Genomic DNA, 24,437 nt, shown 5'->3' with positions numbered 1-24,437 from the left:
TAGTAATGTTAGAGATCTAGCATGTTTAATTATGTAATGGATTTTTATTTTCGTCTAATGTAAAGCCTTCACCAACTACATCGTGTACATCACTTACTGCAACAAATGCATGAGGATCTACTGAAGTAATAATATTCTTTAGTTTTACGATTTCATTTTTTGCCACAACACAATAAAGTACGTTTCGCTCAATCTTTGTATAAGAGCCAACTGCTTTTAAAAAGGTTGCCCCGCGCTCCATCTCGGATAAAATCTTGGCAGCAATTTCGTCGTTTTTATCTGAAATAATGGTTGCTCCTTTTGCTGCATATGCTCCTTCTTGCATAAAGTCAATGACTTTTGCTCCGATAAAGACCGCAACTAACGTATACATGCCCTCGCGATAAGATAGATATGTAAGAATGGAGATGACAATGACAACAGCGTCAAACATAAACATTGTTTTTCCCATGCTCCAGCCAACATATTTATGAGCTAATCGAGCAATAATATCGACGCCACCCGTTGTTCCACCGTATTTGAATATAATTCCGAGACCAATCCCAATAAATGCTCCAGCGAACAGGGCTGCTAATGTCATATCATTTTGCAAATTTAAATGTAAATTTAATGATTCGTAGCGCTGAAAAATCCATAGAAATAAGGAGACGCTAAATGTTCCGATTAATGTGTATAAGAAAGTTGTTCGGCCGAGTAATTTCCAACCGACAAAAAAGAGAGGGATGTTTAAGATTAAGTTTGTATAAGATGGATCAAGCGAAAAGAGAAAATAAAGCAATAACGTAATTCCTGTAAAGCCACCTTCTGCTAAGTGATTTTCAATATTAATATTTACGATGCCAAAAGAGAAGATAGCGGAACCAATCAAAATAAATATAATGTTTCGAATCTTTAAGTTGGTTTTCATGTAGCAAGCCCCCTAATATGTAATTGTTACTTCGCTCCGTTGAAATAGCTAATGACGAAGAAAAACGATAAGAATAGTAAGTCATTTATATGATTGTAATTGGTAAGAGGTAACCTTTTACAAGAAGAACATTTGCAAAAGAAAGTTTCACTTTACCCCGCACTAACGGTTGGTAAGGAGTAAGGCGAGAAGAAAAGACTAACCAACCGTAAGAGCCCGATTGGTTCAACTAATCTTTTGCAAGAAGAACATTTGTAAAAGAAAGTTTCACTTTATTATAGTCTATCCAAAAATACGTGGCAAATAGGGACGAAAGAGGAATAATATTTGTCAAATCGCCATGAATTGGCTAACATGAAAGAGGAAGGATTAGAGGTGAACAACATGGAACAAAAAACGATGAAAGATATGCAGAAAGAAGTAGATGCATATATTAGTCAATTTAAAGAAGGTTATTTCAGTCCGCTTGCAATGATGGCTCGTTTGACAGAAGAAATGGGTGAACTTGCAAGGGAAGTGAACCACTATTACGGTGAGAAGCCGAAGAAAACGACTGAAAAAGAACGAACAATTGAAGAAGAACTTGGAGATGTATTATTTGTTATGATCTGCATGGCAAATAGCTTACATATTGATTTAGAAACAGCACATAACATTGTAATGGATAAATTTAATACACGTGATAAAGATCGCTGGACACGTATTGAAGAGGGAGAGAAAGAATAATGAAAGATATTAAAGTGATTATTGCTGGACCAAGAGGACGTATGGGACACGAAGCGGTACTTCTAATGGAAAGAACACCACATTTTCAATTAGTAGCAGCAGTTGATTATAAGCATGGTGGTGAAATGATTTCAAATCTTCCTGGAATGCCTACATTACATGCACCAATCTATGCGGATTTACATACTTGTTTAAATGAAGTAGAAGCGGATGTATTGCTAGATTTAACGACACCAGAAGTCGGCAAAGAACATGTTACACTCGCTGTTGAACATGGTCTTCGTTCCGTTATTGGTACGACAGGGTTTACAGAAGAAGAACTTCAGCATTTAACAGACACTGCGAAAGAAAAACAGGTAGGTACTATTATTGCTCCAAACTTTGCAATTGGTGCAATACTTATGATGAAGTTTTCTCAAATGGCAGCGAAATATTTCCAAGATGTTGAAGTGATTGAACTACATCATGATCAAAAATTAGATGCACCATCAGGTACAGCTGTAAAAACGGTAGATTTAATTCGTCAAAATCGTGAACCAAAACAACAAGGTCATCCAAATGAAACAGAACAATTAAAAGGAGCACGTGGTGCAAATGTAGATGGTATTCATATTCATAGCGTGCGTTTACCAGGGCTTATTGCGCATCAAGAAGTATTGTTTGGCGGAGACGGACAAATGTTAACAGTTCGTCATGATTCATTCAACAGAGCATCATTTATGTCTGGAGTAAAATTAGCTATTGAAACAGTAATGAATCTTGACCATCTTGTATATGGATTAGAGAAGATCATCGATTAAAGGGGGGAAGACGGATGAAGATTGCCTTAATTGCACATGACAAAAAGAAAGATGATATAGTTTCGTTTGCATACGCATATAAACCAATTTTTGAACAACATGAACTTTTTGCTACGGGAACAACAGGCCTTCGCATTATGGAAGCGACAGGACTTACAGTCACAAGATATCAATCTGGTCCTCTTGGCGGCGATCAAGAAATTGGTGCAATGATTGCAAAAAACGATTTAGACATGGTGATTTTCTTTCGGGACCCGCTAACAGCACAACCACATGAGCCAGATGTAAATGCATTGCTTCGTTTATGTGATGTGTATGCGATTCCGCTTGCAACGAATATGGCAAGTGCTGAGATGTTAATGCATGCATTAGAACGAGGAGATTTAGACTACCGAAAGTTACGAAAATGAGGGAACAAATTATGAGAGGATTACATATATTAGCGTTTGGTGCCCATGCCGATGATGTTGAAATCGGCATGGCTGGCACTATTGCCAAATATACAAAACAAGGATATGAAGTTGGCATTTGTGATTTGACAGAAGCCGATTTATCCTCAAATGGGACGGTTGAACTAAGAAAAGAAGAAGCACAAGAAGCCGCTCGTATCATGGGAGTGACAGAGCGAATCAATTTAGCAATGCCAGACCGCGGTCTGTATATGAAAGAAGAATATATAAGAGAAATCGTAAAAATTATTCGGACATATAAGCCAACGCTTATTTTTGCACCATACTATGAAGATCGCCACCCAGACCATGCGAATTGTGCGAAACTCGTGGAAGAAGCTGTGTTTTCAGCAGGTGTTCGTAAATATATGCCAGAAATGTCACCACATCGCGTACAATCTTTTTATTATTATATGATTAATGGTTTTCATAAACCGAATTTCTGCATTGATATTAGCGAACATCTTTCTGAAAAGATAGCCGCGTTAGAAGCCTATGAAAGCCAATTTACAGCAGGAAGTGATGGTGTGAAGACACCTTTAACAGAAGGTTATGTCGAAACAGTAATCGCTCGTGAGAAAATGTTTGGAAAAGAAGTTGGAGTTATGTATGCTGAAGGATTTATGAGTAAAAAGCCAGTTTTATTACATGCTGATTTAATAGGGGGATGTAAATGAAATTGAAAATAGGTATAACATGTTATCCTTCTGTTGGTGGTTCTGGGGTTGTAGGAACTGAATTAGGAAAACAATTGGCTGAACGAGGTCATGAAATTCACTTCATTACCTCTGGAGTTCCATTCCGATTAAATAAAGTATATCCAAACATTTATTTTCATGAAGTAACGGTAAATCAATATTCTGTCTTTCAATATCCACCTTACGATTTAGCATTAGCAAGTAAAATGGCAGAGGTTGCACAGAGAGAAAACTTGGATGTTTTACATGTACACTATGCAATACCACATGCAATTTGTGCATACTTAGCAAAGCAAATGATTGGAGACGATATTAAAATCGTTACGACGTTACATGGAACTGATATTACTGTACTTGGTTCAGATCCTTCTCTAAATAATTTAATACGGTTTGGTATTGAGCAATCTGATGTTGTTACAGCTGTATCCCACTCGTTAATTCAAGAAACACATGAGCTTGTAAAGCCAAATAAAGAAATTCAGACTGTATATAATTTTATTGATGAGCGTGTCTATTTTAAGAGAGATATGTCCCAACTAAAAAAAGAGTATGGCATACGTGAAGATGAAAAGGTATTAATTCATATTTCGAATTTTCGCAAGGTCAAGCGTGCACAAGATGTTGTCCAGTCATTTGCTAAAATTGTAAAAGAAGTGGCAGCGAAATTATTACTTGTTGGTGATGGGCCAGAATTTTGTACAATTTTACAGTTGGTGAAAAGCTTACATATTGAAGAACATGTTTTGTTTTTAGGAAAACAGGATAATGTTGCTGAGCTTCTTGCAATGAGCGATTTAATGTTGCTTTTATCAGAAAAAGAAAGCTTTGGCCTCGTTTTACTAGAAGCAATGGCGTGTGGTGTGCCATGTATTGGTACGCGTGTTGGAGGTATTCCAGAAGTTATTCAACATGGTGAAACGGGATATATATGTGAAGTTGGAGATATCAAAGGTATAGCTAAGCAAGCGATACAATTGCTTAAAAACGACGATCTCCATCAAAATATGGCACAGCGCGCCATAGAAGCTGTATATGAGCAATTTCGTTCAGAAAATATTGTTTCACAATATGAGGCAATTTATTATGACATACTAAGGGATGACAAAAATGAAACGATTTAAACAAGCTGGAGCAATTATTGAGACATTGAAACAACATGGGCATGAAGCATATTTTGTTGGGGGAAGTGTGCGTGATTTTATTATCAATAGACCAATTGGTGATATTGATATCGCAACATCAGCTCTTCCAGAAGAAGTGATGCATTTATTCCCAAGACATGTCCCTGTTGGGCTTGAACATGGTACGGTTATTGTTGTTCAAGAAGGTATTCCGTATGAAGTGACAACATTTCGAACGGAGAGTGATTATGAAGATTTTCGCAGACCAAGTAGTGTTCAGTTTGTTCGTTCATTAGAAGAAGATTTAAAACGACGAGATTTTACTATGAATGCGATTGCGATGAATGAAGAAGGAAACATCATTGATTTGTTTGCGGGGCAAGAGGCAATTCGTAAACAAGAAATTGCAACAGTAGGGAATGCTGCGGATCGCTTTCAAGAAGATGCACTACGTATGATGCGGGGTATTCGCTTTGTTAGTACTTTAGGATTCTTTTTAGAGGAACAAACGAAACGTGCGATTGAGGAGTATGGGCATTTACTGGAACATATAGCGATTGAAAGAATTACAGTTGAGTTTGAAAAGCTGTTGACGGGTAAATATTGTGTAAATGGGCTTCAACAACTAGTAGAGACGAAACTAGTTACGCATTTACCATATTTACAAATGTCAGAAGAAAGAATTTTAAAAGCTATGCAATATAACTGGGGTTTTTTTGAAACCGATATCGAGGCGTGGGCATTTTTCTTATATTGTATTGGTGAAGAACATCCATCAGTTTTCTTACGTCAATGGAAATTTTCAAACAAAAAAATAAAAGATATTGTAGCTGTTATATTAGCAATCCGCTCTAGAAAAACAAAGTCTTGGGATGCAGTTTTTCTATACAAGACAGGTTTGCATACTGCTTTAATGGCGGAAAGAGTATATCAAGCTATTATAAAAAAATATGATATATTTTCTGTAAATCAGGTACAGTCATTATTTGATTCATTATCCATTCATAATCGTCAGGAAATGAAAGTAAGCGGTAATGATTTGTTAGGTTGGACAGAAAAAACGCCAGGACCATGGGTGGCAGAAGTGTTGCAAAGAATCGAAGAAGAAATTTTACAAGAACGATTAGAAAATGAGAAAGAGAAAATAAGGGAGTGGCTACAAGGATGCAATCTACTATAAGAAAACAATTGCTGCAGATTTTTTCTGCAGCAGATGGCGAGTTTGTATCTGGTCAAACAATTAGTGACAAGCTGGGCTGCTCAAGAACCGCTGTTTGGAAACATATGGAGGATCTTCGGAGCGAAGGATATGAACTAGAAGCTGTGCGCCGTCTAGGATATCGGATTGCTAGTAAGCCAGATAAAGTAACAGCGAATGAAATTCAATTAGGCTTACAGACAGAATTTATAGGGAGAACTGTTTATTTTAAAGAATCTGTAGAGTCTACGCAGCATATTGCAGCAAAACTTGCTTATGAAGGGGCGGCGGAGGGAACAATTGTCGTTGCGGAAGAGCAAACAGCAGGACGCGGCCGTTTGAGTAGAAAATGGCACTCACCAAAAGGGACAGGGATTTGGATGAGTATTATTTTACGTCCAGCTATTCCCGTTCATCATGCTCCTCAGCTTACTTTATTAGCAGCTGTTAGTGTAGCACAAGCAATTGAGAAATGTACAAGTGTGAATGTGGGAATTAAATGGCCCAATGATATTTTAATTGAAGGAAAAAAAGCTGTCGGTATTTTAACAGAGATGCAGGCTGACCCAGATAAGATTAATGCTGTTATTATGGGAATTGGAATTAATGCAAATCAAGGGCAAGAACATTTTGCAGATGAGATTAAAGAAATTGCAACATCTTTAGCAATTGAATCAGGAAAACCAATTGTGCGAGCAGAGCTTATGCAACAGATCTTTTTACAAATGGAAAAGTTATATCAAGAATATGTGAAAAATGGTTTTTCGGTTATTAAACTTCTTTGGGAAAGTTATGCAATAAGTATTGGAAAAGAAATTACGGCCCGAACGATGAAAGATACGATTACAGGTGTAGCAAAAGGAATTACAGCGGATGGTGTACTTATGTTAGAAGATGATAAAGGTCAACTTCATCATATTCATTCTGCTGATATAGAAATTAAGTAGAGAGAAGTTCCTGCTTGGGAGCTTCTTTTTATTTGTACATTGGATGACAGTAAGAATAGAATTGTTTATTGTTATATTCGTTGCTATTCTTGAAATTTCACATACTGTAATAGGAATAGAAAATTATTTTTTCAAAAAAATGTAGCAATTTTATTTCTTAGTTTGCTATAATTAGTTCGAATATGGGCAGTATCTGAGTGAACTGCACCATTATTTCAAGCAATGAAGAAAAATAATTTGGATTCTGCCTTGATCCAACAACGGACTGGGACAGAGGGATGAATTTTGCCGACTAACACAACCCATCTGCCCTTTTTTGGTCAGATGGGTTTTTTATATGATTTCGGCCATCTCCTCTCTCCTGAATAAAGGAGGAGTAGTTTTTGAAAACGACAACAGATTTTTTAAAAATGAAAGAGAACGGTGAGCCGATTACGATGCTTACTGCGTATGATTATCCATCTGCAAAGCTCTCAGAAGAAGCTGAAGTTGATATGATTTTAGTAGGGGATTCCCTTGGAATGGTTGTACTTGGATACGATTCTACCATTCCAGTAACGGTAGATGATATGATTCATCATACGAAAGCAGTGCGCCGCGGAGCAAAGGAAACTTTTATTGTAACGGATATGCCCTTTATGTCTTACCATGTATCTTTGCAAGAAACGATGCATAATGCGCGCCGCATCGTGCAAGAGAGCGGAGCACATGCAGTGAAAGTAGAAGGAGCGGATGAGGTAGTATCAATCATTCGCTTCTTAACGAATGCAGGAATTCCTGTTGTATCCCATCTTGGTTTAACACCCCAATCTGTAGGTGTATTAGGTGGCTATAAAGTGCAAGGAAAAGATGCTGAAAGTGCAAAGAAATTGTTAGAAGATGCTAAGAAATGTGAAGAGGCTGGTGCAATGGCAATCGTTTTAGAATGCGTACCAATGCAACTAGCAGAGCTTGTATCACAGCAGCTGACGATTCCTACAATAGGTATTGGTGCAGGTAGTAAAGTAGATGGTCAAGTACTTGTTTATCATGATCTCATTTCGTATGGAGTGGAGCGTGTTCCGAAATTTGTGAAACAATATACATCAGTTCAAGAAGAAATTGTACGCGGAATTGCGCAATATGTTGCTGAAGTAAAAGCAGGACAATTTCCAGAAGAACAACATTCATTCACAATGAAAGAGGAAGAATGTGTAGCATTATACGGAGGGAAACAGTGATGAAAATTGTAACAACAGTGCAAGAGATGCAGCAAATTGCTAGTGAAATTCGTGCAAGTGGTAAAGATAGCGGTTTTGTTCCAACGATGGGATATTTACACGAAGGGCATGCAACTTTATTACGTCAAGCAAGGGAAGAAAATGAAGTTGTTATTTTAAGCGTATTTGTAAACCCATTACAATTTGGACCAAATGAAGATTTAGATCGCTATCCTCGGGATATCGAGAGAGATGAGAAAGTAGCAAAAGAAGCCGGGGTGGATTATTTATTTTATCCGAGCGTAGAAGAAATGTATCCTGCAGAACAGACAACAAAGGTTGCAGTTATAAAGCGTACAGACGTATTATGTGGTAAGCAAAGACCGATTCATTTTGCAGGTGTTGCGACTGTATTGATGAAACTATTTAATATTACAATGCCAAAGCGTGCCTACTTCGGTATGAAAGATGCACAGCAAGTCGCTGTTATCCAAGGATTTGTACGTGATTTCAATATTCCAATCACAATTGTACCTGTTGATATCGTTAGGGAAGAGGACGGATTAGCAAGAAGTTCTCGTAATGTATATTTATCAGAAAAAGAACGTGAGGAAGCACCACATTTATATCAAAGCTTATGTATAGCGAAAAAACGAATTGAAGCTGGAGAGCGTAATCCACAAATCATTACATGTCTTGTGAAAGAATATATTGAGGAAAATACACAAGGTATCGTCGATTATGCAGATCTATATGCGTACCCAACTTTGACGGAAGTTGAAACAATTGGTGGGCGTATTATTCTTGCAATTGCAGTGAAGTTTGATAATGCACGTTTAATTGACAATATTACATTAACGGTTGAATAAGGGGGAGTCATCTATGTTTCGCACAATGATGAGAGCGAAGTTACATCGCGCGACTGTAACAGAAGCAAATTTAAATTATGTAGGTAGTATTACAATTGATGAAGATTTAATGGACGCAGTGGAGATTGTAGAAAATGAAAAAGTACAAATTGTAAATAATAACAATGGAGCTCGCTTAGAGACGTATGTAATTAAAGGAGAACGTGGTAGCGGTGTTGTTTGTTTAAATGGTGCAGCTGCAAGACTTGTACAACCTGAAGATAAAGTTATTATTATTTGTTACGGTCTCGTAGCGACAGAAGATGTAGATAAACAAGTACCAAAAATTGCGGTGTTAGATGATAACAATCAAATTGTTGAAATGTTAGGTGCTGAAAAAGCAGGTACGATTTTATAAAATGAAAAGCTATCTCATATGAGGTAGCTTTTCATTTTATCTTGCTATCACGGCAGTAAGACATCTACCTCAAGATTCAGAGAGGCGCGCAAATAGGTGAGTGAGGATAATAGCATGTAAAATCCCGCAGATGGAAGCTTACTTTATGTAAATACACGTAAAAAAACGGTTCGGAAAAATTATTCATTAATAAAGAAGATTAAAGATTTTTTTGAAACTATATACTTGAATGAATAGAAAGAGTCCTTTTTTCAACACCAGGCTCTTCTATTTTTTGTCCATCTTTTCATTAAGATGATATAAAACGTGGTATAGTAACAATATATGAATTTTTGTTGTTTGAAAGGGTAAGAAATTGAGGTGTTACATATGAGTAAGCGTTATGTCGTTGTCGATTTAGAGACGACAGGGAACTCCTGGAAAGATGGGAAGGACAGAATTACACAAATTGCAGCTGTTGTAGTAGAAGATGGAGAGATATTGGAAATCTTTTCGTCTTTTGTTAACCCGAAGAGAGAGATTCCTCCATTTATTACAGAATTAACAGGGATTGATGAAAATCTCGTGAAACAAGCCCCGCTATTTTGCGATGTAGCGCCGATGGTAGCCGAACTATTACAGGGTGCTTATTTTGTTGCACATAACGTTCACTTTGATTGGAATTTTTTGAAGGAAGAATTAAAACAGGCTGGATATGGAGAAGTAAACTGTCCAAAAATTGATACGGTTGAATTGGCACAAATTTTATTGCCGACAGCTGATAGCTATAAATTGCGTGATTTAGCAAAAAAACATGAATTGGAACATGATCAACCGCATCGTGCGGATAGTGATGCTCTTGTGACAGCGGAATTATTTTTACAATTTCTAAATCAATTAGAAAAACTACCGCTTGTCACATTACAATCTTTATATGAACTAAGCGATGTATTCCAAAGTGATATAGCGAATATCATTTCAGAAAATATTTTAAATAAAGTGATGCTTGGTACAGAAGATGCAAAGGAATATGAAGTATATCGAAATATTGCGCTTCGAAAACGAAATTATTCATTAGAAATCGGTGATGATTGTTTATCTAAGTTTGATGCTTTTTTACACAAGTCAATGGGACAACTTGAGCTAAAGATGCCAAATTTTGAACAAAGAGAAAGTCAGCAGCGAATGATGAAGGAAATATATACAGCATTAAGAGATTCTCGTTTTTCATTAATTGAAGCAGGAACAGGTACAGGGAAGACACTTGCTTATTTACTTCCAAGTATTTATTTTGCAAAGAGAAGAGAAGAGTCAGTTGTTATTAGTACGCAAACGGTACAACTGCAACAACAAATGATTGAAAATGAAATTCCTTTATTACAAAGTATAGTACCATTTCCATTCGAAGTGGCTCTTTTAAAAGGAAGAAAACATTATCTTTGCTTACATAAATTTGAATATGCATTGCAAGAAGAAGAGAAAAACTATGATGCTGCGCTTACGAAAGCAAAAGTATTAGTATGGTTATTGCAAACGGAGACTGGTGATCGTGACGAGCTTAATATTCCAGAAGGCGGGAAGTTACTGTGGGATCGCATTTGTAGTGATACGTACAGTCCGGGCGGCATGCAAAGCAACTGGTTTAGTCGCTGCTTTTATCAACGAGCAAAAAATAAAGCGTTATTTGCAGATATTGTTATTACAAATCACGCTTTACTATTTCAAGATTTTGTTAGTGAAGATCCACTTTTGGCATCTTGTGAACATATTATTTTTGATGAAGCTCATCACATCGAAGAAACAGCGACTAGGACACTTGGAGAGCAGTTTTCATGCATGTACTTTCAATTAATCTTATCACGCTTTGGTACGTTAGAGACGGACGATGTGCTATCAAAGGTATATGAATTGATGAAAAAATCTCATCATTCGTCACGCTCAGCTTTTCGAATGGTGAGTCATAGGTTAAAGGAAATTAAATTCGATGCTGATGAATTATTTCAAATGTTACGTACATTTATATTTCAGCAAACAAAGCAAGAACAAGGGGCAAATAATATGCCGCTTATTTATCGATATAACGCGGACCAAGAGGATGGAAAGCTATGGAGAAGTATAGCTGAGTTAACAAATCGCTTCGTATATGAATTGAGAAAAATACTTACTGCGCTAGAGCAACAAGCGGACTTATTACAAAGTAAAATCGAATGGGAGATGCATGTTGTTACAGGCGAGTTTATGCATTTAATTGAATTATTGCGTAAAATGGTCGACTCATTGCAGCTGCTTATATTAGAAAAAACAGAGTATGTGACATGGATGGAAACGGAAACGAAAGGTACAATTCATTCCACTGTGTTATATGCACAACCTGTCCATATAGGAGAAAGGTTTGCGGATGAGTTCTTAACAAAAAAGCGAAGCGTTATTTTTACTTCGGCGACTTTAACTGTTAATAATACATTCGATTATATACAGGAACAACTTGGATTATATGACTTTGCACCAGACACATTAACAGTTCCATCGCCGTTTCATTATGAGGAACAAGTAAAGCTAATGGTTTCTACTGATGTTCCTCTTATTAAGCAAGTAAGCGAGGATGTGTATATAAGAGAAGTATCACATCATATTATGAAGATTGCTAAAGCGACAAATGGAAGAATGCTTGTTTTGTTTACATCCTATGAAATGCTAAAGGAAACATATACAAATTTAAAACAAGCGGATGAATTAGAAGACTTTGTATTACTAACACAAAGTGTTCATAATCGTAGCCGAAGTCGTTTAGTTCGGAAATTTCAAGAGTTCGACAAAGCAATTTTGTTAGGAACAAGTAGTTTTTGGGAAGGGATTGATATTCCTGGAGATGCATTAAGCTATCTTGTTATTGTTCGGTTACCATTTACACCGCCTCATCAGCCAATGATGGAAGCCAAAAGTGAATGGTTGAAAAATAAAGGAGACGACGTATTTACGAAACTGGCACTTCCGCAAGCAATTCTTCGTTTTAAGCAAGGGTTTGGACGATTAATTCGTACAATGACGGATACTGGAACGGTGTTTGTTTTAGATCGTCGTTTAACCAACTCTTTCTACGGAAAAAGATTTATGCAATCTATTCCAAATGTTCCTCTTTATGAAGGGTCGTTAGAAGAACTGTTAGATCACTTAGAAGAATAAAGCGGATAAAGTGAAACTGTAATCACTGAGGGTTCCTTCATTTCTCACTGATTCTTGGTCTTCGCCAATCGTTTTTTGACGGGTAGTATATCCTACCTCACTTTTGTTGTTTTTTAGATAACTTTGAGGTAGGTGGAATTACTATCGGTAAATAGCTAAAGGAATAACAGTAAGTGAAAAAATATGCCTGAAGTACGACGTACTTCAGGCATGAAATGTGGGTAGGAGGAAATTTATTTTTTCTTACTTCTTGTATACAAATGTTTCGGTTTTCAATTTGAAACCTTTTTTTGCTGAACATGTCCTGCTATAATAGATGGGTGATGAAGCAGGGGTTGTAAAGAATGTACTCTTATTGTAACCGTATTGCGTTCTTCTATAATTAGAAATTTTTGTGTAACGGAGGAGTTTTCATGGAGAAGAAAATCGAAGTGCTATCAACGACGCGTATTAAATATTCGTCTGACTTATATAAAATTGTTGATAGTTTGAATCGCACTTTAAAAGAGCAGGACCTCATGTTCGGATTGGCATTAGACGAAAACGAAAAAGAAACAGCAGTATTTACGATATACAGAACGTAGTGATGCAATGAAGAAGTGGATCTTTGCCATCATTATCGTTATCGTTGCCATTGGATTATATGGGGTGCATGTTTATAATGCGACAATGGAAAAGAAAATTCCGAAAGAGTCAAAAGTTGTAGAAATTGCAAAAGAAAAAGCAAAGCTTACGAAAGTAAAAACGGTTGATTATTATAACGGGAAATCTTCATATGCAGTCGTACAAGGTGTAGATGAAAAAGGAGAACAAATCATTGTTTGGGTACCTGAGAAAAAAGGGAATGTTCTAGTACGTAAAAAGAACGAGGGCATTTCTGAAAAGAAAGCTTTACAAATTGTGGCTGGGGAACGTAAGCCCAAAGAATTGGTAAAGGCAAAATTAGGTGCTGAAAACGATGTTCCGTTGTGGGAAATTACATATATTGATCAAGAAGGTCGTTATACGTATTATTATCTAGAATTTCAAGATGGGAAATATGCTGGATATTACAGCATTGAAAAATAGATGCAGGGGGAAACCACAAATGAAATTAGCAAAGCGAGTAGCTGCTTTAACACCGTCTTCAACTTTAGAAATTACAGCAAAGGCACAAGCATTGAAAGCTGAAGGCCATGATGTAATTGGATTAGGAGCAGGAGAACCTGACTTTAATACGCCAGAGCATATTATGGATGCTGCACATAAAGCAATGTTAGAAGGACATACGAAATATACACCAACTGGTGGATTAGCAACATTAAAACAAGAAATTGCGAAGAAATTTACTCGTGATCAAGGATTAGCGTATGATCCAACTGAGATTATCGTATGTAATGGAGCAAAACATGCACTTTATACACTATTTCAAGTGCTACTTGACGAAGGGGACGAAGTTATCATTCCGACTCCTTATTGGGTAAGTTATCCAGAACAAGTAAAGCTTGCTGGTGGTAAGCCAGTTTATGTAGAAGGACTAGAAGATAATCAGTACAAAATTAAGCCAGAGCAGCTACGTGAGGCAATTACAGAGAAGACGAAAGCTGTTATTATAAATTCACCGAGCAATCCGACAGGGATGATTTACAGCAAAGAAGAATTACAGCAGCTTGGAGAAGTATGTTTAGAGCACGACATTTTAATTGTTTCTGATGAGATTTATGAGAAATTGGTTTATGGCGGCGTGGAATATACTTCAATTGCCCAGCTTTCTAATGCATTAAAAGAACAAACACTTATTATTAATGGTGTATCTAAATCGCATTCCATGACAGGATGGCGTATTGGCTATGCAGCGGGAAATAAGCAGCTTATTAAAGCGATGACGAACTTAGCGAGTCATAGTACGTCAAACCCTACTTCAATCGCTCAATACGGCGCAATTGCTGCGTATGCTGGGTCGAAAGAGCCTGTGGAAATGATGCGTCAAGCATTCGAAGAACGATTAAACATTATTTATGATAAATTAATTCAAATTCCTGGTTTCACTTGTATTAAACCACAAGGTGCATTTTATTTATTCCCGAACGTAAAAGAGGCTGTAGCGTTAGCTGGATATGAAACCGTTGATGAGTGGGCAAAAGCATTGTTAGAAGAAGAGAAAGTAGCTCTTGTTCCAGGAACAGGGTTCGGTGCACCAAACAATGTTCGTTTATCCTATGCGACATCTCTTGAACAATTAGAGAAAGCGTTAGAGCGAATTAATACGTTTATGAGAAGTAAAGTACAGGCTTAAAAGGCTAATTACTTTCATTTTTACCACATAAGTTACTTTGAACAAATGAAGATGACCTCCCTATCTATAGGGAGGTTTTTTGACGAATTGTGGTAAAAGAAAATTATAACAGGTGTGTTATACTAGAAAGCGAGGTGTATGGTCATGAAGAAAAAAATGATGTTACAATGGTTTGAACAAGGCAGCGTCGCAATTCCAAAATTGCTTATGATGCATTATAAAAAACTAGGCTTAAATGAGATGGAATTTATGGTTGTACTCCATGTGCATACTTTTCTAGAATCGGGTAATTCTTTTCCAACTCCTTCAGAGATTGCAGAACGAATGACAATAACAGAAATGAAATGTATGGAAATCATTCAAGCGTTAATTCAAAAAGGCTTTTTAGCATTAGAAGGTAGTCAAAAATCTGAAGCTATGATGTGCGAAAGTTATTCGTTGCAACCACTTTGGGAAAAAATCTTGCATTTTTTAATGAATGAAACAATAGAAGAAGAAAAAGAAGAACAAAAGAAACTTCAAGTGAATTTATATACAATTTTTGAACGGGAATTTGGGAGACCATTATCGCCTTTTGAATGTGAAACATTAGCGATGTGGCAAGATCAGGATCAACATCATCCGAATTTAATTCAAGCAGCTCTTCGAGAATCTGTAATGAGTGGGAAACTTAATTTTCGATATATTGACCGTATTCTCTTTGAGTGGAAAAAGAATGGAATTAAGACAGTTGATCAAGCGCAAGATCAAGGGCGAAAATTTAGAGCGAATCAACAACGCTCGCAGCAAGTAACGAAACAAGAGACCAAATATACGGGGAAAGTGCCTTTTTATAATTGGTTGGAGCAGTGATATAGGAGGAAATACATGTTAAACAAGACGCAAATTCGTTATTGTTTAGATACAATGGCAGAAATGTATCCAGAAGCACATTGTGAATTAAATCATGATAATCCATTTGAACTTGTAATTGCAGTTGCATTATCTGCACAATGTACAGATGTCCTTGTAAATAAAGTAACGAAAAGTTTATTTCAAAAGTATAAGACACCTGAAGATTATTTAAATGTGTCCTTAGAAGAGTTGCAACAAGATATTCGTTCAATTGGATTGTACCGGAACAAAGCGAAAAATATTCAAAAGTTATGCCGAATGTTGCTTGAAGACTATAATGGAGAGGTACCACAGGATCGGGATGAACTAACAAAGCTACCAGGGGTTGGTAGAAAAACTGCAAATGTAGTTGTTTCTGTAGCATTTGGTATCCCAGCTATTGCTGTTGATACACATGTGGAACGTGTAAGTAAACGCTTGGCTATTTGCCGTTGGAAAGATTCCGTTCTAGAGGTAGAGAAAACATTAATGAAGAAAGTGCCAATGGAAGAGTGGGGAGTTACGCATCACCGAATGATTTTCTTTGGACGTTATCATTGCAAAGCACAGCGGCCGCAATGTGAAGAATGCCGGCTACTAGAAGTGTGTCGTGAAGGTAAGAAGCGAATGAAGGGGAAATAAAAAGATGGAACAAGTTGTACAAGTACCGGATGAGTTTCAATGTAATCCTTTTTTTGAAGGGGAGATAGATAAGATTATATATCATACAGATGAATCGTTTGTGCAATTGCTAGAAAGCCATTATTTCTTATTTGATATAGGAAAACAATATGAGCCATGGAATGAAATAGAAATGGGAATTCCAGCTGTATTAGATATATGGAAAGACAAAAAAGAGGATATATCGATATTTTTTCAGGATCGAAAGCGAAATGAAGCAAAAAGGCCAATGATTCACTTTGCAGCTCATTTATTATCGAGTTTATATTGGTTAAACGGAAAACCAGTGTCAGGGTTAAAGGATATTAAAAACAAGATTGATGAGCTACAAATAAAACCGATTAACTTTATGGAACGTTATTCATTTATTACAAAGCAACCAAATCACTATCATTCCTATATTCAATTGGCACAGTTGTATGTAGAAATAGAAAAGCTGTATGCAAAAAAAATCATACAAAAAAAGAAGTCACCATCTCGTTAGAGAAAGGTGACTTCTTTTTTGTATTATTGTGTTGGATTAACTTCTCCGCCACCTGTTGTTGGTTTATCTGGTGTATCTGGTTTATTTGGTGTATCTGGTTTATTTGGTGTATCTGGTTTATCTGGTGTATCTGGTTTATTTGGTGTATCTGGTTTATCTGGTGTATCTGGTTTATCAGCTTTTTCTTTATCGGCTTTTTCTTTATCAGCTTTTTCTTTATCGGCTTTTTCTTTATCAGCCTTGTCTTTAGCTTCTTTATCAGCCTTGTCTTTAGCTTCTTTATCAGCCTTGTCTTTAGCTTCCTTATCAGCTTTTTTCTGCTCATCTTGTTGCTTCTTAGCATCCTCTTCAGCTTTTTTCTTAGCTTCTGCACTCTCGCCAGGAACAGTAAAGGATACGCCAGCGGCATCACTTGTTCCCGTTCCTTTTTTCGCTACTACTGAGAAGCTGTAAGTTACACCTGGTTTCACTCCGCCAAGGGAAGCACTTGTGCCACTCACAGATAGGCCACCGCTAGAACCGTCGTTTGCTTTATAGCTTGCAGAGTAAGCTTCAGCGTCTGAAGGACCAGACCAGTTTAATGTAATTGTATTAGATGACGCATCATAAGATGGCGTTACACCAGTTGGTGGATCTACTTTAATCTGTTTAACAGCATCCTTTTTTGCACCTTTCACATAGAGTTCTTCATTCAAACGTTCTACAGAAGAAGGTTGTTCAAAACGAGATGTATCTGTAGCAAACTTACTCATCATTTCTTTGAATATTTGCTGTGCAATTCGGACTGAAGGTGATTTATCTGCAATATAGTTTTCTTCAGAATCTTTTTCATATCCTGTCCATACTGACATCGTATATTGCGGTGAATAACCTGCAAACCAACTATCTCTGTTAGCACTTTCTGGGATATTATATTTTTTTAATACATCTGCATCATAGTTCTGTGTTCCCGTTTTACCAGCAACATCAATTCCTGATACATAAGCAGTTGGACCTGTACCACCAGAACCTGGTTTTACAACATCGCGAAGAACATCAGTAATCATATATGCTGTGTAGTCTTTCATTGCTCGTATTTCTTTTGGTTTAAAGCTTTTCTCTTTTCCATCAGGAAAGACAACTTTTGTTACGAAATGTGGCTTGTTATAATTCCCTTCATTACCAAAAGCTGCATATGCACCAGCTACTTGTAGCGGAGAAGCATCGTTACTACCAATCGCATTGGCTTCGACTGCATTCCCATTAGGGAATGTCATTCCAAGTCCTTCGGCAAATCCTTTTGATTTGTCTAATCCAACTGCTTGTGCTGTTTTTAAAGCAGGGATGTTTAATGACTTTTTCAATGCCTCACGTAAAGAGACATCACCTTTATAGCTGTTTGTAGCATTTCGGATTTTTTTACCGTTGGAATACGTATATTCTGAGTCATTTAATTGATGGTATGTAGACCATTGCATATATTCAATAGCAGGACCATAATCAAAAATTGGTTTCATAGTCGAACCTACTTGGCGTTGCATATCAACGACCATATTATGCCCTTTAAATACAGTTTTACTTTCTTTACGGCCAGCACCAATTGCACGAACCTCACCATTTTTTGTATCCATGAATACGAAAGAACCTTGGAAACGATCGTTTGGATAGTTAATAATATCCCCATCCAGTAATTGTTCAGCGTATTCTTGTGCCTTTGTATCAATTGTCGTATAAATCTGTAATCCGTCAGATCCAATATTTACATCGGGCATTTCTTTTTCGATTTCTTTTACGACTGCGTCTAAAAAGGCTTGATAAGGCATTTCGGTTACATCTTTAGATGGAAGAAGTCCCTCTGTTACAGGGATTTTTATCGCTTCATCCATTTCTTGCTTTGAAATAAAGCCATGTCGATTCATTAACGTTAATACAACGTTACGACGTTTTGTTGCTCGATCGATATTTTCTTTCTTTGTTGGATCGTAAATATTTGGACCTTGAGGTAATCCAGCAAGCATCGCTGCTTCGTGTAATTTTAAATCTTTTAAGTCTTTGCCATAATAAGTTTTCGCTGCTGTTGCAACCCCATAAGAGCGATTGCCGAGGTTGATTTTGTTTAAGTACATTTCTAAAATTTCATGTTTGGAATATTGTTGCTCTAATTTATAAGCTAAATACCATTCCTGTACTTTACGTTTTGATGTTTTTTCCATCGTTAGAAAATAGTTTTTAATTACCTGTTGGGTAATTGTACTACCGCCTTGAGAACCAAAACCACCTGTGACATTTTCAAGGATTGCTTTTCCAGTACGCTTAACGTCGATTCCGTTATGTTGATAGAAGCGAGCATCTTCTGTCGCTAGGAATGCGCTTTCTACTACTTTCGGAACTTGATCGTAAGTAATATTCGTTCGCTTTTCGGCACCATATTCATAAAAGAAATTCTTGTCTTTATCATAAAATTTAGTTGATAGCGGATTGACAAGTTTTGCTTTATTTAGCTTTGGAGCATCTTGTACCATTACAAAAAAGGCGGAAACTCCAGCTATAAGACCAACAATGCCAAGAAGTAGGCAACCAATTAAAAATTTCTTGAAAAAGGAACCTTTTTTCTTTGGTTTCTCCGTTTGGTTTGTTTCTTGTTTTTGATGTTGTGCATGTTTTCGTTCTGTACGAGAACGATAATTTTCTGACATTATACTTTCTCCTACCTTTCATTTTTTCCCCAAAAGTCGAAAAAAGAGCCTTATTGTTGACTCTATCACGAAAAATAAGCCATGTCTAGTACACGAATATAATCAATTCGAGGGTGATAACCGCATGATAACAAGTATCCGTGCTCTTCGATTTCCTGTTTCTTAATCGATTTGCGTCCACCAGCATCTTGGCGATTCCAAAATGAAACGACATGTTTCGCATCAAGTAAATAAAACTCGTCATAAAGTGTAAATTTAATAATAACAAATGCAATTCCGTTATGAGCTATTACTTGTTCCATATGCTTAATTTGATGAAGATGGAAATTTTGTAGCGGAAAACTTGTTTTATTTTTTGTTTCTTTCGCTTCGAAGTCAATGTATTTCCCCTTGTATACACCGTTGTAGTCTGTTGTAGAAGGCTGTTTAAAATAAGCTTCTTTCACAACCGCCGCACTTCGAGCGGGGTAATCCACTTTTACAATTTGAAGAGGAGTGGGTTTTTTATGTACGCATGCAATATTATGGGTTAAATAATATTGATTTGTTTCATTTAGTTCCTCTTCCAGAGACATACCTCTATTGCTATAAGTATGTTTTTTAAATTGTGTTTTTTGAGGTTGTAACGCTTGATTATACCTTTTTCCGTTTGGATAACGAATGGTCATAGTTTGTCCACCCCAACTTACCTAGAATTACTTACAAAGGTGATTATATCAAAAAAAACAAAAAAGATGCGATTTTTTTCAAGAGAGATGTGGTGATTCCTGTATGCATATGCAGAATGAGTATGAGAAAATAAATAGAGAGCGCAGTGGACTTTCTTGTACAATAGAAGAGAAACAATTAATAGCGTATATGAAACAACAGACGGCTCTAGCAAATATAGATAATATTTCACGCACACAGGCTTATCAAGAATATTACTTGAGAAATAAAGAAATCCGGTGGTCATTTCTGGCGAGTATGGTTTCGAGAAATTCTGGGTGGAATATGACAGATTTAGCAGGGGAATATTATCCGAATATTTTATCTGAAAGAATGAGGAAGCAACTGTTCCTTACTTATGAAAGTGCAAATTGGCTTATTTTTTCAGATGCATACCCACAATTGTTGTTATACGAGTACAGCAAGAAAATGAATAAACCAATCTTTCACTTATTACAGTTTTTTAACGTATCTATTTTTATGGAGAAGGAATGGAATGATTTTTGGAATAAAAGAGATCTCACACGTCTTATTACAGCACTTATTATTAATGAACAAAATAGGATTCAAAAACCGATTATTGAACACCCATATTTTCAAAAGCACGTATTCCAAACTTTACTGTTTAAATTTCAAGAGCTCTTTCATTTTAGTGCTGTAATTTTTCCGACTACAAAAGGACAACTATATGGTTTTTCGGTTTATCAATTTGAAACATTACAAAAACGTATAGAACTCGGAAAGAAATTAGCTTGGCTATTATTTCATCCTAAATATGAAACGTTATTTTACGATTTTTCCTTGCGAACGTTTCCTACAGGATCAAGAATGGATTACGAGCGGTACTTTATAATTCCAAAAGAAAAAGATACACCGCAGTTAAGAGATGCTTTCTCAATTGTTTTACATCACCATAACGTAACGAAAGATTGGTTCCATAAAAAAATGGATATTGAGGCATTGTTTTTCTTTCAGGAACTGAAAGAAGAAGTTAATATTACAGAATGGTTTTTACAAAAACAACAACAAATACATCTTTTTTCTTCATTGAATAGCTTTTTTAAAAGGAACAATGACTTCATGATATAATAAGAAAAGTCCCGCTCTCTGACAGGGAGTCGGGACGAATGGATTACATAAATCGATTCATGTTTTTATACAGTTTCAATAAGTATGATTCCAATTGAAATGTAGGGGAAATTGAGGAAGCTAGGTAAGAGAAATAGACCCGCCGATTAAAGTTTTACTTTATGTAGCAGGAAAGTTCGGACCATCTAGCTTCGGATTTCCAGTTTCAGGTTTATTTTGCTGTGTGTTTTGTTTTTTCTTCTTCTCATTTTTATTTTTATTTTTAGCCATGGTAAACACCTCCCTTTTGTATTGTTACCACTTCTATAAAACTCATACAAACCGATTTCTTTGCCGAATATCAACTAGTTTTGTCAGTTGTGCAGGAGTGGTAAGTGACCCGTCGAAATAACATGACAAAGGAAAAGCAAAGAAGGAGGCGTTTTATAAATGGCGATGGTTCAGAAGGAAAATGTAATGAAAAAAATGGATCAAATGTTAAGTGCTCTTGATTTGCTGGAAATGAATGTTTCACTTAGAGTTAATCATTCTTTAAAAGATAAACGTGAAGATATATGTAATCGAGGAGAAATAACAGAAATGCACATTCAACATATGGAGGATAAATTATTACATCACGAAGAAAAAGGAAGTTGGCTTCAAACGTTTCAAAACGTCATAGTAAGTGCATAAGAGGGTGGAAATAAATTGGATTATGGAAAATTAATGCAGTCTTCAATAAAATTAATACAGTACAATGATGAAACGATTATAAAAAAAAGAGAAGAGAAAGAGTTTGATTTTTATCAAGATATGAAGCCTTTTGTGGATATGGTTGATCAAGAGTTAGAAGTGTGGAAAGAATTAGCTTATCAATGGATAAAACATGAAAAGCCTAAGTATATACATGTGCAACAAATTGACCAAGTGTATGAGAATTTACAAAATAATGCACTGCAATGTTTTGTAAATAAGGGAAAAGGTAAGCGGTTTTATGAAACACATCAGGCGATTTTATACACGTTGCAGAACATAATAGAACAATGTAAGTGACAAGAGGGAAAACCCTCTTGTTTTTATGATTCTACAGTTGTATGTGTGGGTTTCGCCCCATTTATTTCTAATTCACGTATTAATACTCGGTATTCTGAGATGCAGATTTTTCCTTCTAAATAGTGATGTCTAGCAAAATCAAGCAACTCATTCATATCCTCTGTAGAGTACCCCTTTTTTTGAGCGAAAGCTTGTTTTAAATCCCCTAATATCATGTTGATTCCTCCCCAATGAGAATCTTCTTCTTCATTATCATAACATGAAAAGGCTTACTTTCTTATTTTTTTAAAAATTTAAACTTCCGACAAAAATAGACATTTATAAGGTTACACATTTTATTTTATAGGTACATATTCTATATGTAGAAACTTAGTTAGAGGGGGAGAATGCATGTTTCAGCAATCTAATGTATACCAACACATCAATTCGTATACACAACCGGATTTTTATCAATATAATGAAGATCCATATTTACGCTATAATATGCACCCATTTGCACCTTATTATGGAAATCAAGCGAATTATTATCAGCCATTTGAAGTATCCTTTATGAATCAGCAACCACAGTCCTATATGAATCAGCAATCTTATGTACCACAGCAACCACAATCTTATGTACCACAGCAACCACAATCTTTTATGAATCAGCCATCAATGTTTTACCCACCGAAACAGCCTTTTCAACCATATCCAACGATGAATAAACAAAAGCAACAACAGCAGCCAAGTCAATTTTCTAGTTTCGTATCTCAATTTAAGACGTCAGATGGTAACTATGATGTGAATAAAATGATGAATACAGCAGGCCAAATGATGAATGCTATGAATCAAGTCACTGGGATTGTAAAACAAGTTGGCGGCTTTTTTGCTAAAGGATGATAGTTGCGTGTCCAAGTTATCATATTTAAATGGCTATTATATAGACAAATTTCCATTAAATAAATGGGTATATATAACAAGCGGCTTTTACCCCTTTCTCATATTGTAAAGTGTAGTCAGATTTTTTAATGAGAGAGGAGAGAAAAAAACTATGTATCATTGTCATCCTTGTTTTGGAGGGCATAAACCTGTAGGACCTATTTGCGCAACACCTCCTGTCGTTCATCCAACAAAGCAATGTGTAACGAACACTTTTTCCACAACGGTGGTACCACATATTCACCCAACTCATACAACACATGTTCATCATCAACAAGTTAAAAGTCAACATTTCTTCCCGCAAACAGTTTCAAATGTGAATGTTGTAGAACCTGTTGCACCAGGATTCGGTGGAGTTGGAGGATTCGGCGGACCTGGAGTTGGAGGATTCGGCGGACCTGGAGTTGGAGGATTCGGCGGACCGTGTGGCCATGGGCATCATGTATCTCCATACGGACCAGGACCAAATGTAGGACCACAAGTATCTCCATACGGACCAGGACCAAATGTAGGTGGAATGTTTAAAAAGTAAATGTTATGTTAGAACTAGCAAAATGCTAGTTCTTTTCTTTTTATTGGAGTGTTGATATGAAAGTTGTTGCGGTAACAGGATATAAACCATTTGAACTTGGGATATTTAAGGATGATCATCCAGGCGTTATTTGTATAAAAAAAGCATTGCATCGTAAGTTACTTGCTTTTATAGAAGAAGGGTTGGAATGGGTTATTATTAGTGGGCAGTTAGGAGTAGAGTTATGGGCTGCTGAAGTTGTTTTTGACTTGCAGCTAGAATATCCTAATTTAAAGCTTGCTGTGTTTACTCCTTTTTTAGAACAAGAGGAAAATTGGAAAGAGGGAAATCGGGAACTATATGAGTTTATTCTAGGGCAAGCAGATCATGTTGATAGTATTACGAAAAGAAAATATGAAAGTCCTGAGCAATTTCGATTAAAAAATCAATTTTTTATTGAAAAAAGTAATGCACTTTTGGCAGTGTATGATGAAGAAAAACCAGGAAGTCCTAAATACATAGTAGAAGCAGCAAAGAAAAAAGGCGAAATAGAAAATTATCACAGTTATTTCATTCTTTTTTCTGATTTACAAGATATAATAGAAGAGGAACAGTGGGATAATGCCGAGTAATATGTAATATAGCTCATGTATATAGGATTGACAAAAGACATTGTTTCTGAAAAAATTTAGTTAATGAAAGTTTTGGTAAAAATTTG

General features: G+C 36.2%; 27 protein-coding genes. 23 read left to right on the top strand and 4 right to left on the bottom strand.

Features of this window, described 5'->3' with window-relative positions; translation table 11 throughout:
• Positions 1-25: 25 nt before the first annotated feature.
• Positions 26-907, bottom strand: coding sequence for a YitT family protein (locus MHH71_RS07895; RefSeq protein ID WP_016114108.1), 882 nt, complete (start codon positions 905-907; stop codon positions 26-28).
• Positions 908-1,291: 384 nt separating this feature from the next.
• Here MHH71_RS07895 and MHH71_RS07890 point away from each other — a divergent pair, with 384 nt between their 5' ends.
• The 17 genes from MHH71_RS07890 to MHH71_RS07810 all read left to right on the top strand — a co-directional run bounded on the left by MHH71_RS07890 (position 1,292) and on the right by MHH71_RS07810 (position 16,786).
• Positions 1,292-1,633, top strand: coding sequence for a nucleotide pyrophosphohydrolase (locus MHH71_RS07890; protein WP_044880798.1), 342 nt, complete (start codon positions 1,292-1,294; stop codon positions 1,631-1,633).
• The gene (gene dapB / locus MHH71_RS07885) at positions 1,633-2,433 is read left to right on the top strand and encodes a 4-hydroxy-tetrahydrodipicolinate reductase (RefSeq protein ID WP_006094307.1); all 801 of its coding nucleotides are present in this window, start codon (positions 1,633-1,635) and stop codon (positions 2,431-2,433) included. The genes MHH71_RS07890 and dapB overlap by 1 nt, the downstream gene beginning before the upstream one ends.
• Positions 2,434-2,447: 14 nt before the next feature.
• Positions 2,448-2,843, top strand: coding sequence for a methylglyoxal synthase (gene mgsA, locus MHH71_RS07880; protein WP_006094308.1), 396 nt, complete (start codon positions 2,448-2,450; stop codon positions 2,841-2,843).
• An 11-nt stretch (positions 2,844-2,854) separates the two neighbouring features.
• Complete coding sequence (gene bshB1, locus MHH71_RS07875; RefSeq protein ID WP_006094309.1) at positions 2,855-3,559, top strand: bacillithiol biosynthesis deacetylase BshB1; 705 nt, start codon at positions 2,855-2,857, stop codon at positions 3,557-3,559.
• Positions 3,556-4,701: an N-acetyl-alpha-D-glucosaminyl L-malate synthase BshA gene (gene bshA / locus MHH71_RS07870; RefSeq protein WP_033798770.1), complete on the top strand. Its 1,146-nt coding sequence runs from the start codon at positions 3,556-3,558 to the stop codon at positions 4,699-4,701. Before bshB1 ends, bshA begins: the two co-directional genes overlap by 4 nt.
• Entirely contained in the window at positions 4,688-5,881 is a 1,194-nt protein-coding gene (locus MHH71_RS07865; RefSeq protein ID WP_018764289.1) for a CCA tRNA nucleotidyltransferase, read from the top strand. The genes bshA and MHH71_RS07865 overlap by 14 nt, the downstream gene beginning before the upstream one ends.
• The gene (locus MHH71_RS07860) at positions 5,866-6,846 is read left to right on the top strand and encodes a biotin--[acetyl-CoA-carboxylase] ligase (RefSeq protein WP_033796006.1); all 981 of its coding nucleotides are present in this window, start codon (positions 5,866-5,868) and stop codon (positions 6,844-6,846) included. Before MHH71_RS07865 ends, MHH71_RS07860 begins: the two co-directional genes overlap by 16 nt.
• A 383-nt stretch (positions 6,847-7,229) precedes the next feature.
• A complete protein-coding gene (gene panB / locus MHH71_RS07855; protein WP_006094312.1) occupies positions 7,230-8,066 on the top strand; it encodes a 3-methyl-2-oxobutanoate hydroxymethyltransferase in 837 nt (278 codons plus the stop codon).
• A complete protein-coding gene (gene panC, locus MHH71_RS07850; RefSeq protein WP_006094313.1) occupies positions 8,066-8,914 on the top strand; it encodes a pantoate--beta-alanine ligase in 849 nt (282 codons plus the stop codon). Before panB ends, panC begins: the two co-directional genes overlap by 1 nt.
• A gap of 13 nt (positions 8,915-8,927) precedes the next feature.
• Complete coding sequence (gene panD, locus MHH71_RS07845) at positions 8,928-9,311, top strand: aspartate 1-decarboxylase (RefSeq protein ID WP_006094314.1); 384 nt, start codon at positions 8,928-8,930, stop codon at positions 9,309-9,311.
• A gap of 369 nt (positions 9,312-9,680) precedes the next feature.
• Complete coding sequence (gene dinG / locus MHH71_RS07840) at positions 9,681-12,473, top strand: ATP-dependent DNA helicase DinG (protein WP_006094315.1); 2,793 nt, start codon at positions 9,681-9,683, stop codon at positions 12,471-12,473.
• A 413-nt stretch (positions 12,474-12,886) separates the two neighbouring features.
• Complete coding sequence (locus MHH71_RS07835; RefSeq protein WP_000412180.1) at positions 12,887-13,057, top strand: YpmA family protein; 171 nt, start codon at positions 12,887-12,889, stop codon at positions 13,055-13,057.
• Positions 13,058-13,064: 7 nt separating this feature from the next.
• Positions 13,065-13,541, top strand: a complete 477-nt coding sequence (locus MHH71_RS07830) for a cell wall elongation regulator TseB-like domain-containing protein (protein ID WP_003206481.1) — start codon at positions 13,065-13,067, stop codon at positions 13,539-13,541.
• 19 nt (positions 13,542-13,560) lie between these two features.
• Entirely contained in the window at positions 13,561-14,748 is a 1,188-nt protein-coding gene (gene aspB, locus MHH71_RS07825; protein WP_006094316.1) for an aspartate transaminase AspB, read from the top strand.
• A 144-nt stretch (positions 14,749-14,892) separates the two neighbouring features.
• Positions 14,893-15,600 carry a DNA replication protein DnaD gene (gene dnaD, locus MHH71_RS07820; RefSeq protein WP_016114116.1) on the top strand — a complete coding sequence of 236 codons (708 nt, stop codon included), beginning with the start codon at positions 14,893-14,895 and terminating at the stop codon, positions 15,598-15,600.
• 15 nt (positions 15,601-15,615) lie between these two features.
• Complete coding sequence (gene nth / locus MHH71_RS07815; protein ID WP_006094317.1) at positions 15,616-16,263, top strand: endonuclease III; 648 nt, start codon at positions 15,616-15,618, stop codon at positions 16,261-16,263.
• 4 nt (positions 16,264-16,267) lie between these two features.
• Positions 16,268-16,786, top strand: coding sequence for a YpoC family protein (locus MHH71_RS07810; protein ID WP_006094318.1), 519 nt, complete (start codon positions 16,268-16,270; stop codon positions 16,784-16,786).
• Positions 16,787-16,809: 23 nt separating this feature from the next.
• Here the strand turns inward: MHH71_RS07810 and MHH71_RS07805 are convergent, their stop codons facing one another.
• Together MHH71_RS07805 and recU are read right to left on the bottom strand one after the other, a co-directional pair.
• On the bottom strand, positions 16,810-19,461 hold the full coding sequence (locus MHH71_RS07805; protein ID WP_340723257.1) for a PBP1A family penicillin-binding protein: 2,652 nt from the start codon (positions 19,459-19,461) through the stop codon (positions 16,810-16,812).
• A 65-nt stretch (positions 19,462-19,526) separates the two neighbouring features.
• Positions 19,527-20,129: a Holliday junction resolvase RecU gene (gene recU, locus MHH71_RS07800; RefSeq protein ID WP_003196400.1), complete on the bottom strand. Its 603-nt coding sequence runs from the start codon at positions 20,127-20,129 to the stop codon at positions 19,527-19,529.
• A 103-nt stretch (positions 20,130-20,232) separates the two neighbouring features.
• On the opposite strand from recU, the gene MHH71_RS07795 reads away from it, so the two are divergent.
• From MHH71_RS07795 to MHH71_RS07785, 3 genes are all read left to right on the top strand, one after another.
• Complete coding sequence (locus tag MHH71_RS07795) at positions 20,233-21,258, top strand: DUF2515 domain-containing protein (protein WP_006094320.1); 1,026 nt, start codon at positions 20,233-20,235, stop codon at positions 21,256-21,258.
• Between the two features lie 429 nt (positions 21,259-21,687).
• On the top strand, positions 21,688-21,930 hold the full coding sequence (locus MHH71_RS07790; protein WP_003206610.1) for a hypothetical protein: 243 nt from the start codon (positions 21,688-21,690) through the stop codon (positions 21,928-21,930).
• 33 nt (positions 21,931-21,963) lie between these two features.
• A complete protein-coding gene (locus MHH71_RS07785; RefSeq protein WP_006094321.1) occupies positions 21,964-22,290 on the top strand; it encodes a YppE family protein in 327 nt (108 codons plus the stop codon).
• A gap of 23 nt (positions 22,291-22,313) precedes the next feature.
• Here MHH71_RS07785 and MHH71_RS07780 read toward each other — a convergent pair whose 3' ends face one another.
• Entirely contained in the window at positions 22,314-22,505 is a 192-nt protein-coding gene (locus MHH71_RS07780; protein WP_006094322.1) for a YppF family protein, read from the bottom strand.
• 175 nt (positions 22,506-22,680) lie between these two features.
• On the opposite strand from MHH71_RS07780, the gene MHH71_RS07775 reads away from it, so the two are divergent.
• The 3 genes from MHH71_RS07775 (at position 22,681) to MHH71_RS07765 (ending at position 24,351) form a co-directional block, all read left to right on the top strand.
• A complete protein-coding gene (locus MHH71_RS07775; protein WP_003204284.1) occupies positions 22,681-23,169 on the top strand; it encodes a YppG family protein in 489 nt (162 codons plus the stop codon).
• Positions 23,170-23,320: 151 nt separating this feature from the next.
• Positions 23,321-23,740, top strand: coding sequence for a CotD family spore coat protein (locus MHH71_RS07770; RefSeq protein WP_340723250.1), 420 nt, complete (start codon positions 23,321-23,323; stop codon positions 23,738-23,740).
• Positions 23,741-23,796: 56 nt separating this feature from the next.
• Positions 23,797-24,351: a DUF1273 domain-containing protein gene (locus MHH71_RS07765; RefSeq protein WP_003196406.1), complete on the top strand. Its 555-nt coding sequence runs from the start codon at positions 23,797-23,799 to the stop codon at positions 24,349-24,351.
• The last annotated feature ends 86 nt before the right edge of the window (positions 24,352-24,437 follow it).

Source organism: Bacillus sp. FSL H8-0534 (genome assembly GCF_038005885.1).
Lineage (GTDB): Bacteria > Bacillota > Bacilli > Bacillales > Bacillaceae_G > Bacillus_A > Bacillus_A pseudomycoides.
The sequence above is the reverse complement of the archived record's forward strand: the minus strand, read 5'-3'. Positions and strand labels throughout refer to the sequence as shown.

Bases quoted from the DNA above. Each gene is read 5' to 3' on its own strand.
- MHH71_RS07895 (WP_016114108.1), bottom strand. From the start codon at position 907: ATGAAAACCAACTTAAAGATTCGAAACATTATATTTATTTTGATTGGT.
- MHH71_RS07890 (WP_044880798.1), top strand. From the start codon at position 1,292: ATGGAACAAAAAACGATGAAAGATATGCAGAAAGAAGTAGATGCATAT.
- dapB (WP_006094307.1), top strand. From the start codon at position 1,633: ATGAAAGATATTAAAGTGATTATTGCTGGACCAAGAGGACGTATGGGA.
- mgsA (WP_006094308.1), top strand. From the start codon at position 2,448: ATGAAGATTGCCTTAATTGCACATGACAAAAAGAAAGATGATATAGTT.
- bshB1 (WP_006094309.1), top strand. From the start codon at position 2,855: ATGAGAGGATTACATATATTAGCGTTTGGTGCCCATGCCGATGATGTT.
- bshA (WP_033798770.1), top strand. From the start codon at position 3,556: ATGAAATTGAAAATAGGTATAACATGTTATCCTTCTGTTGGTGGTTCT.
- MHH71_RS07865 (WP_018764289.1), top strand. From the start codon at position 4,688: ATGAAACGATTTAAACAAGCTGGAGCAATTATTGAGACATTGAAACAA.
- MHH71_RS07860 (WP_033796006.1), top strand. From the start codon at position 5,866: ATGCAATCTACTATAAGAAAACAATTGCTGCAGATTTTTTCTGCAGCA.
- panC (WP_006094313.1), top strand. From the start codon at position 8,066: ATGAAAATTGTAACAACAGTGCAAGAGATGCAGCAAATTGCTAGTGAA.
- panD (WP_006094314.1), top strand. From the start codon at position 8,928: ATGTTTCGCACAATGATGAGAGCGAAGTTACATCGCGCGACTGTAACA.
- dinG (WP_006094315.1), top strand. From the start codon at position 9,681: ATGAGTAAGCGTTATGTCGTTGTCGATTTAGAGACGACAGGGAACTCC.
- MHH71_RS07835 (WP_000412180.1), top strand. From the start codon at position 12,887: ATGGAGAAGAAAATCGAAGTGCTATCAACGACGCGTATTAAATATTCG.
- MHH71_RS07830 (WP_003206481.1), top strand. From the start codon at position 13,065: ATGAAGAAGTGGATCTTTGCCATCATTATCGTTATCGTTGCCATTGGA.
- aspB (WP_006094316.1), top strand. From the start codon at position 13,561: ATGAAATTAGCAAAGCGAGTAGCTGCTTTAACACCGTCTTCAACTTTA.
- dnaD (WP_016114116.1), top strand. From the start codon at position 14,893: ATGAAGAAAAAAATGATGTTACAATGGTTTGAACAAGGCAGCGTCGCA.
- nth (WP_006094317.1), top strand. From the start codon at position 15,616: ATGTTAAACAAGACGCAAATTCGTTATTGTTTAGATACAATGGCAGAA.
- MHH71_RS07810 (WP_006094318.1), top strand. From the start codon at position 16,268: ATGGAACAAGTTGTACAAGTACCGGATGAGTTTCAATGTAATCCTTTT.
- MHH71_RS07805 (WP_340723257.1), bottom strand. From the start codon at position 19,461: ATGTCAGAAAATTATCGTTCTCGTACAGAACGAAAACATGCACAACAT.
- recU (WP_003196400.1), bottom strand. From the start codon at position 20,129: ATGACCATTCGTTATCCAAACGGAAAAAGGTATAATCAAGCGTTACAA.
- MHH71_RS07795 (WP_006094320.1), top strand. From the start codon at position 20,233: ATGCATATGCAGAATGAGTATGAGAAAATAAATAGAGAGCGCAGTGGA.
- MHH71_RS07790 (WP_003206610.1), top strand. From the start codon at position 21,688: ATGGCGATGGTTCAGAAGGAAAATGTAATGAAAAAAATGGATCAAATG.
- MHH71_RS07785 (WP_006094321.1), top strand. From the start codon at position 21,964: ATGCAGTCTTCAATAAAATTAATACAGTACAATGATGAAACGATTATA.
- MHH71_RS07780 (WP_006094322.1), bottom strand. From the start codon at position 22,505: ATGATATTAGGGGATTTAAAACAAGCTTTCGCTCAAAAAAAGGGGTAC.
- MHH71_RS07775 (WP_003204284.1), top strand. From the start codon at position 22,681: ATGTTTCAGCAATCTAATGTATACCAACACATCAATTCGTATACACAA.
- MHH71_RS07770 (WP_340723250.1), top strand. From the start codon at position 23,321: ATGTATCATTGTCATCCTTGTTTTGGAGGGCATAAACCTGTAGGACCT.
- MHH71_RS07765 (WP_003196406.1), top strand. From the start codon at position 23,797: ATGAAAGTTGTTGCGGTAACAGGATATAAACCATTTGAACTTGGGATA.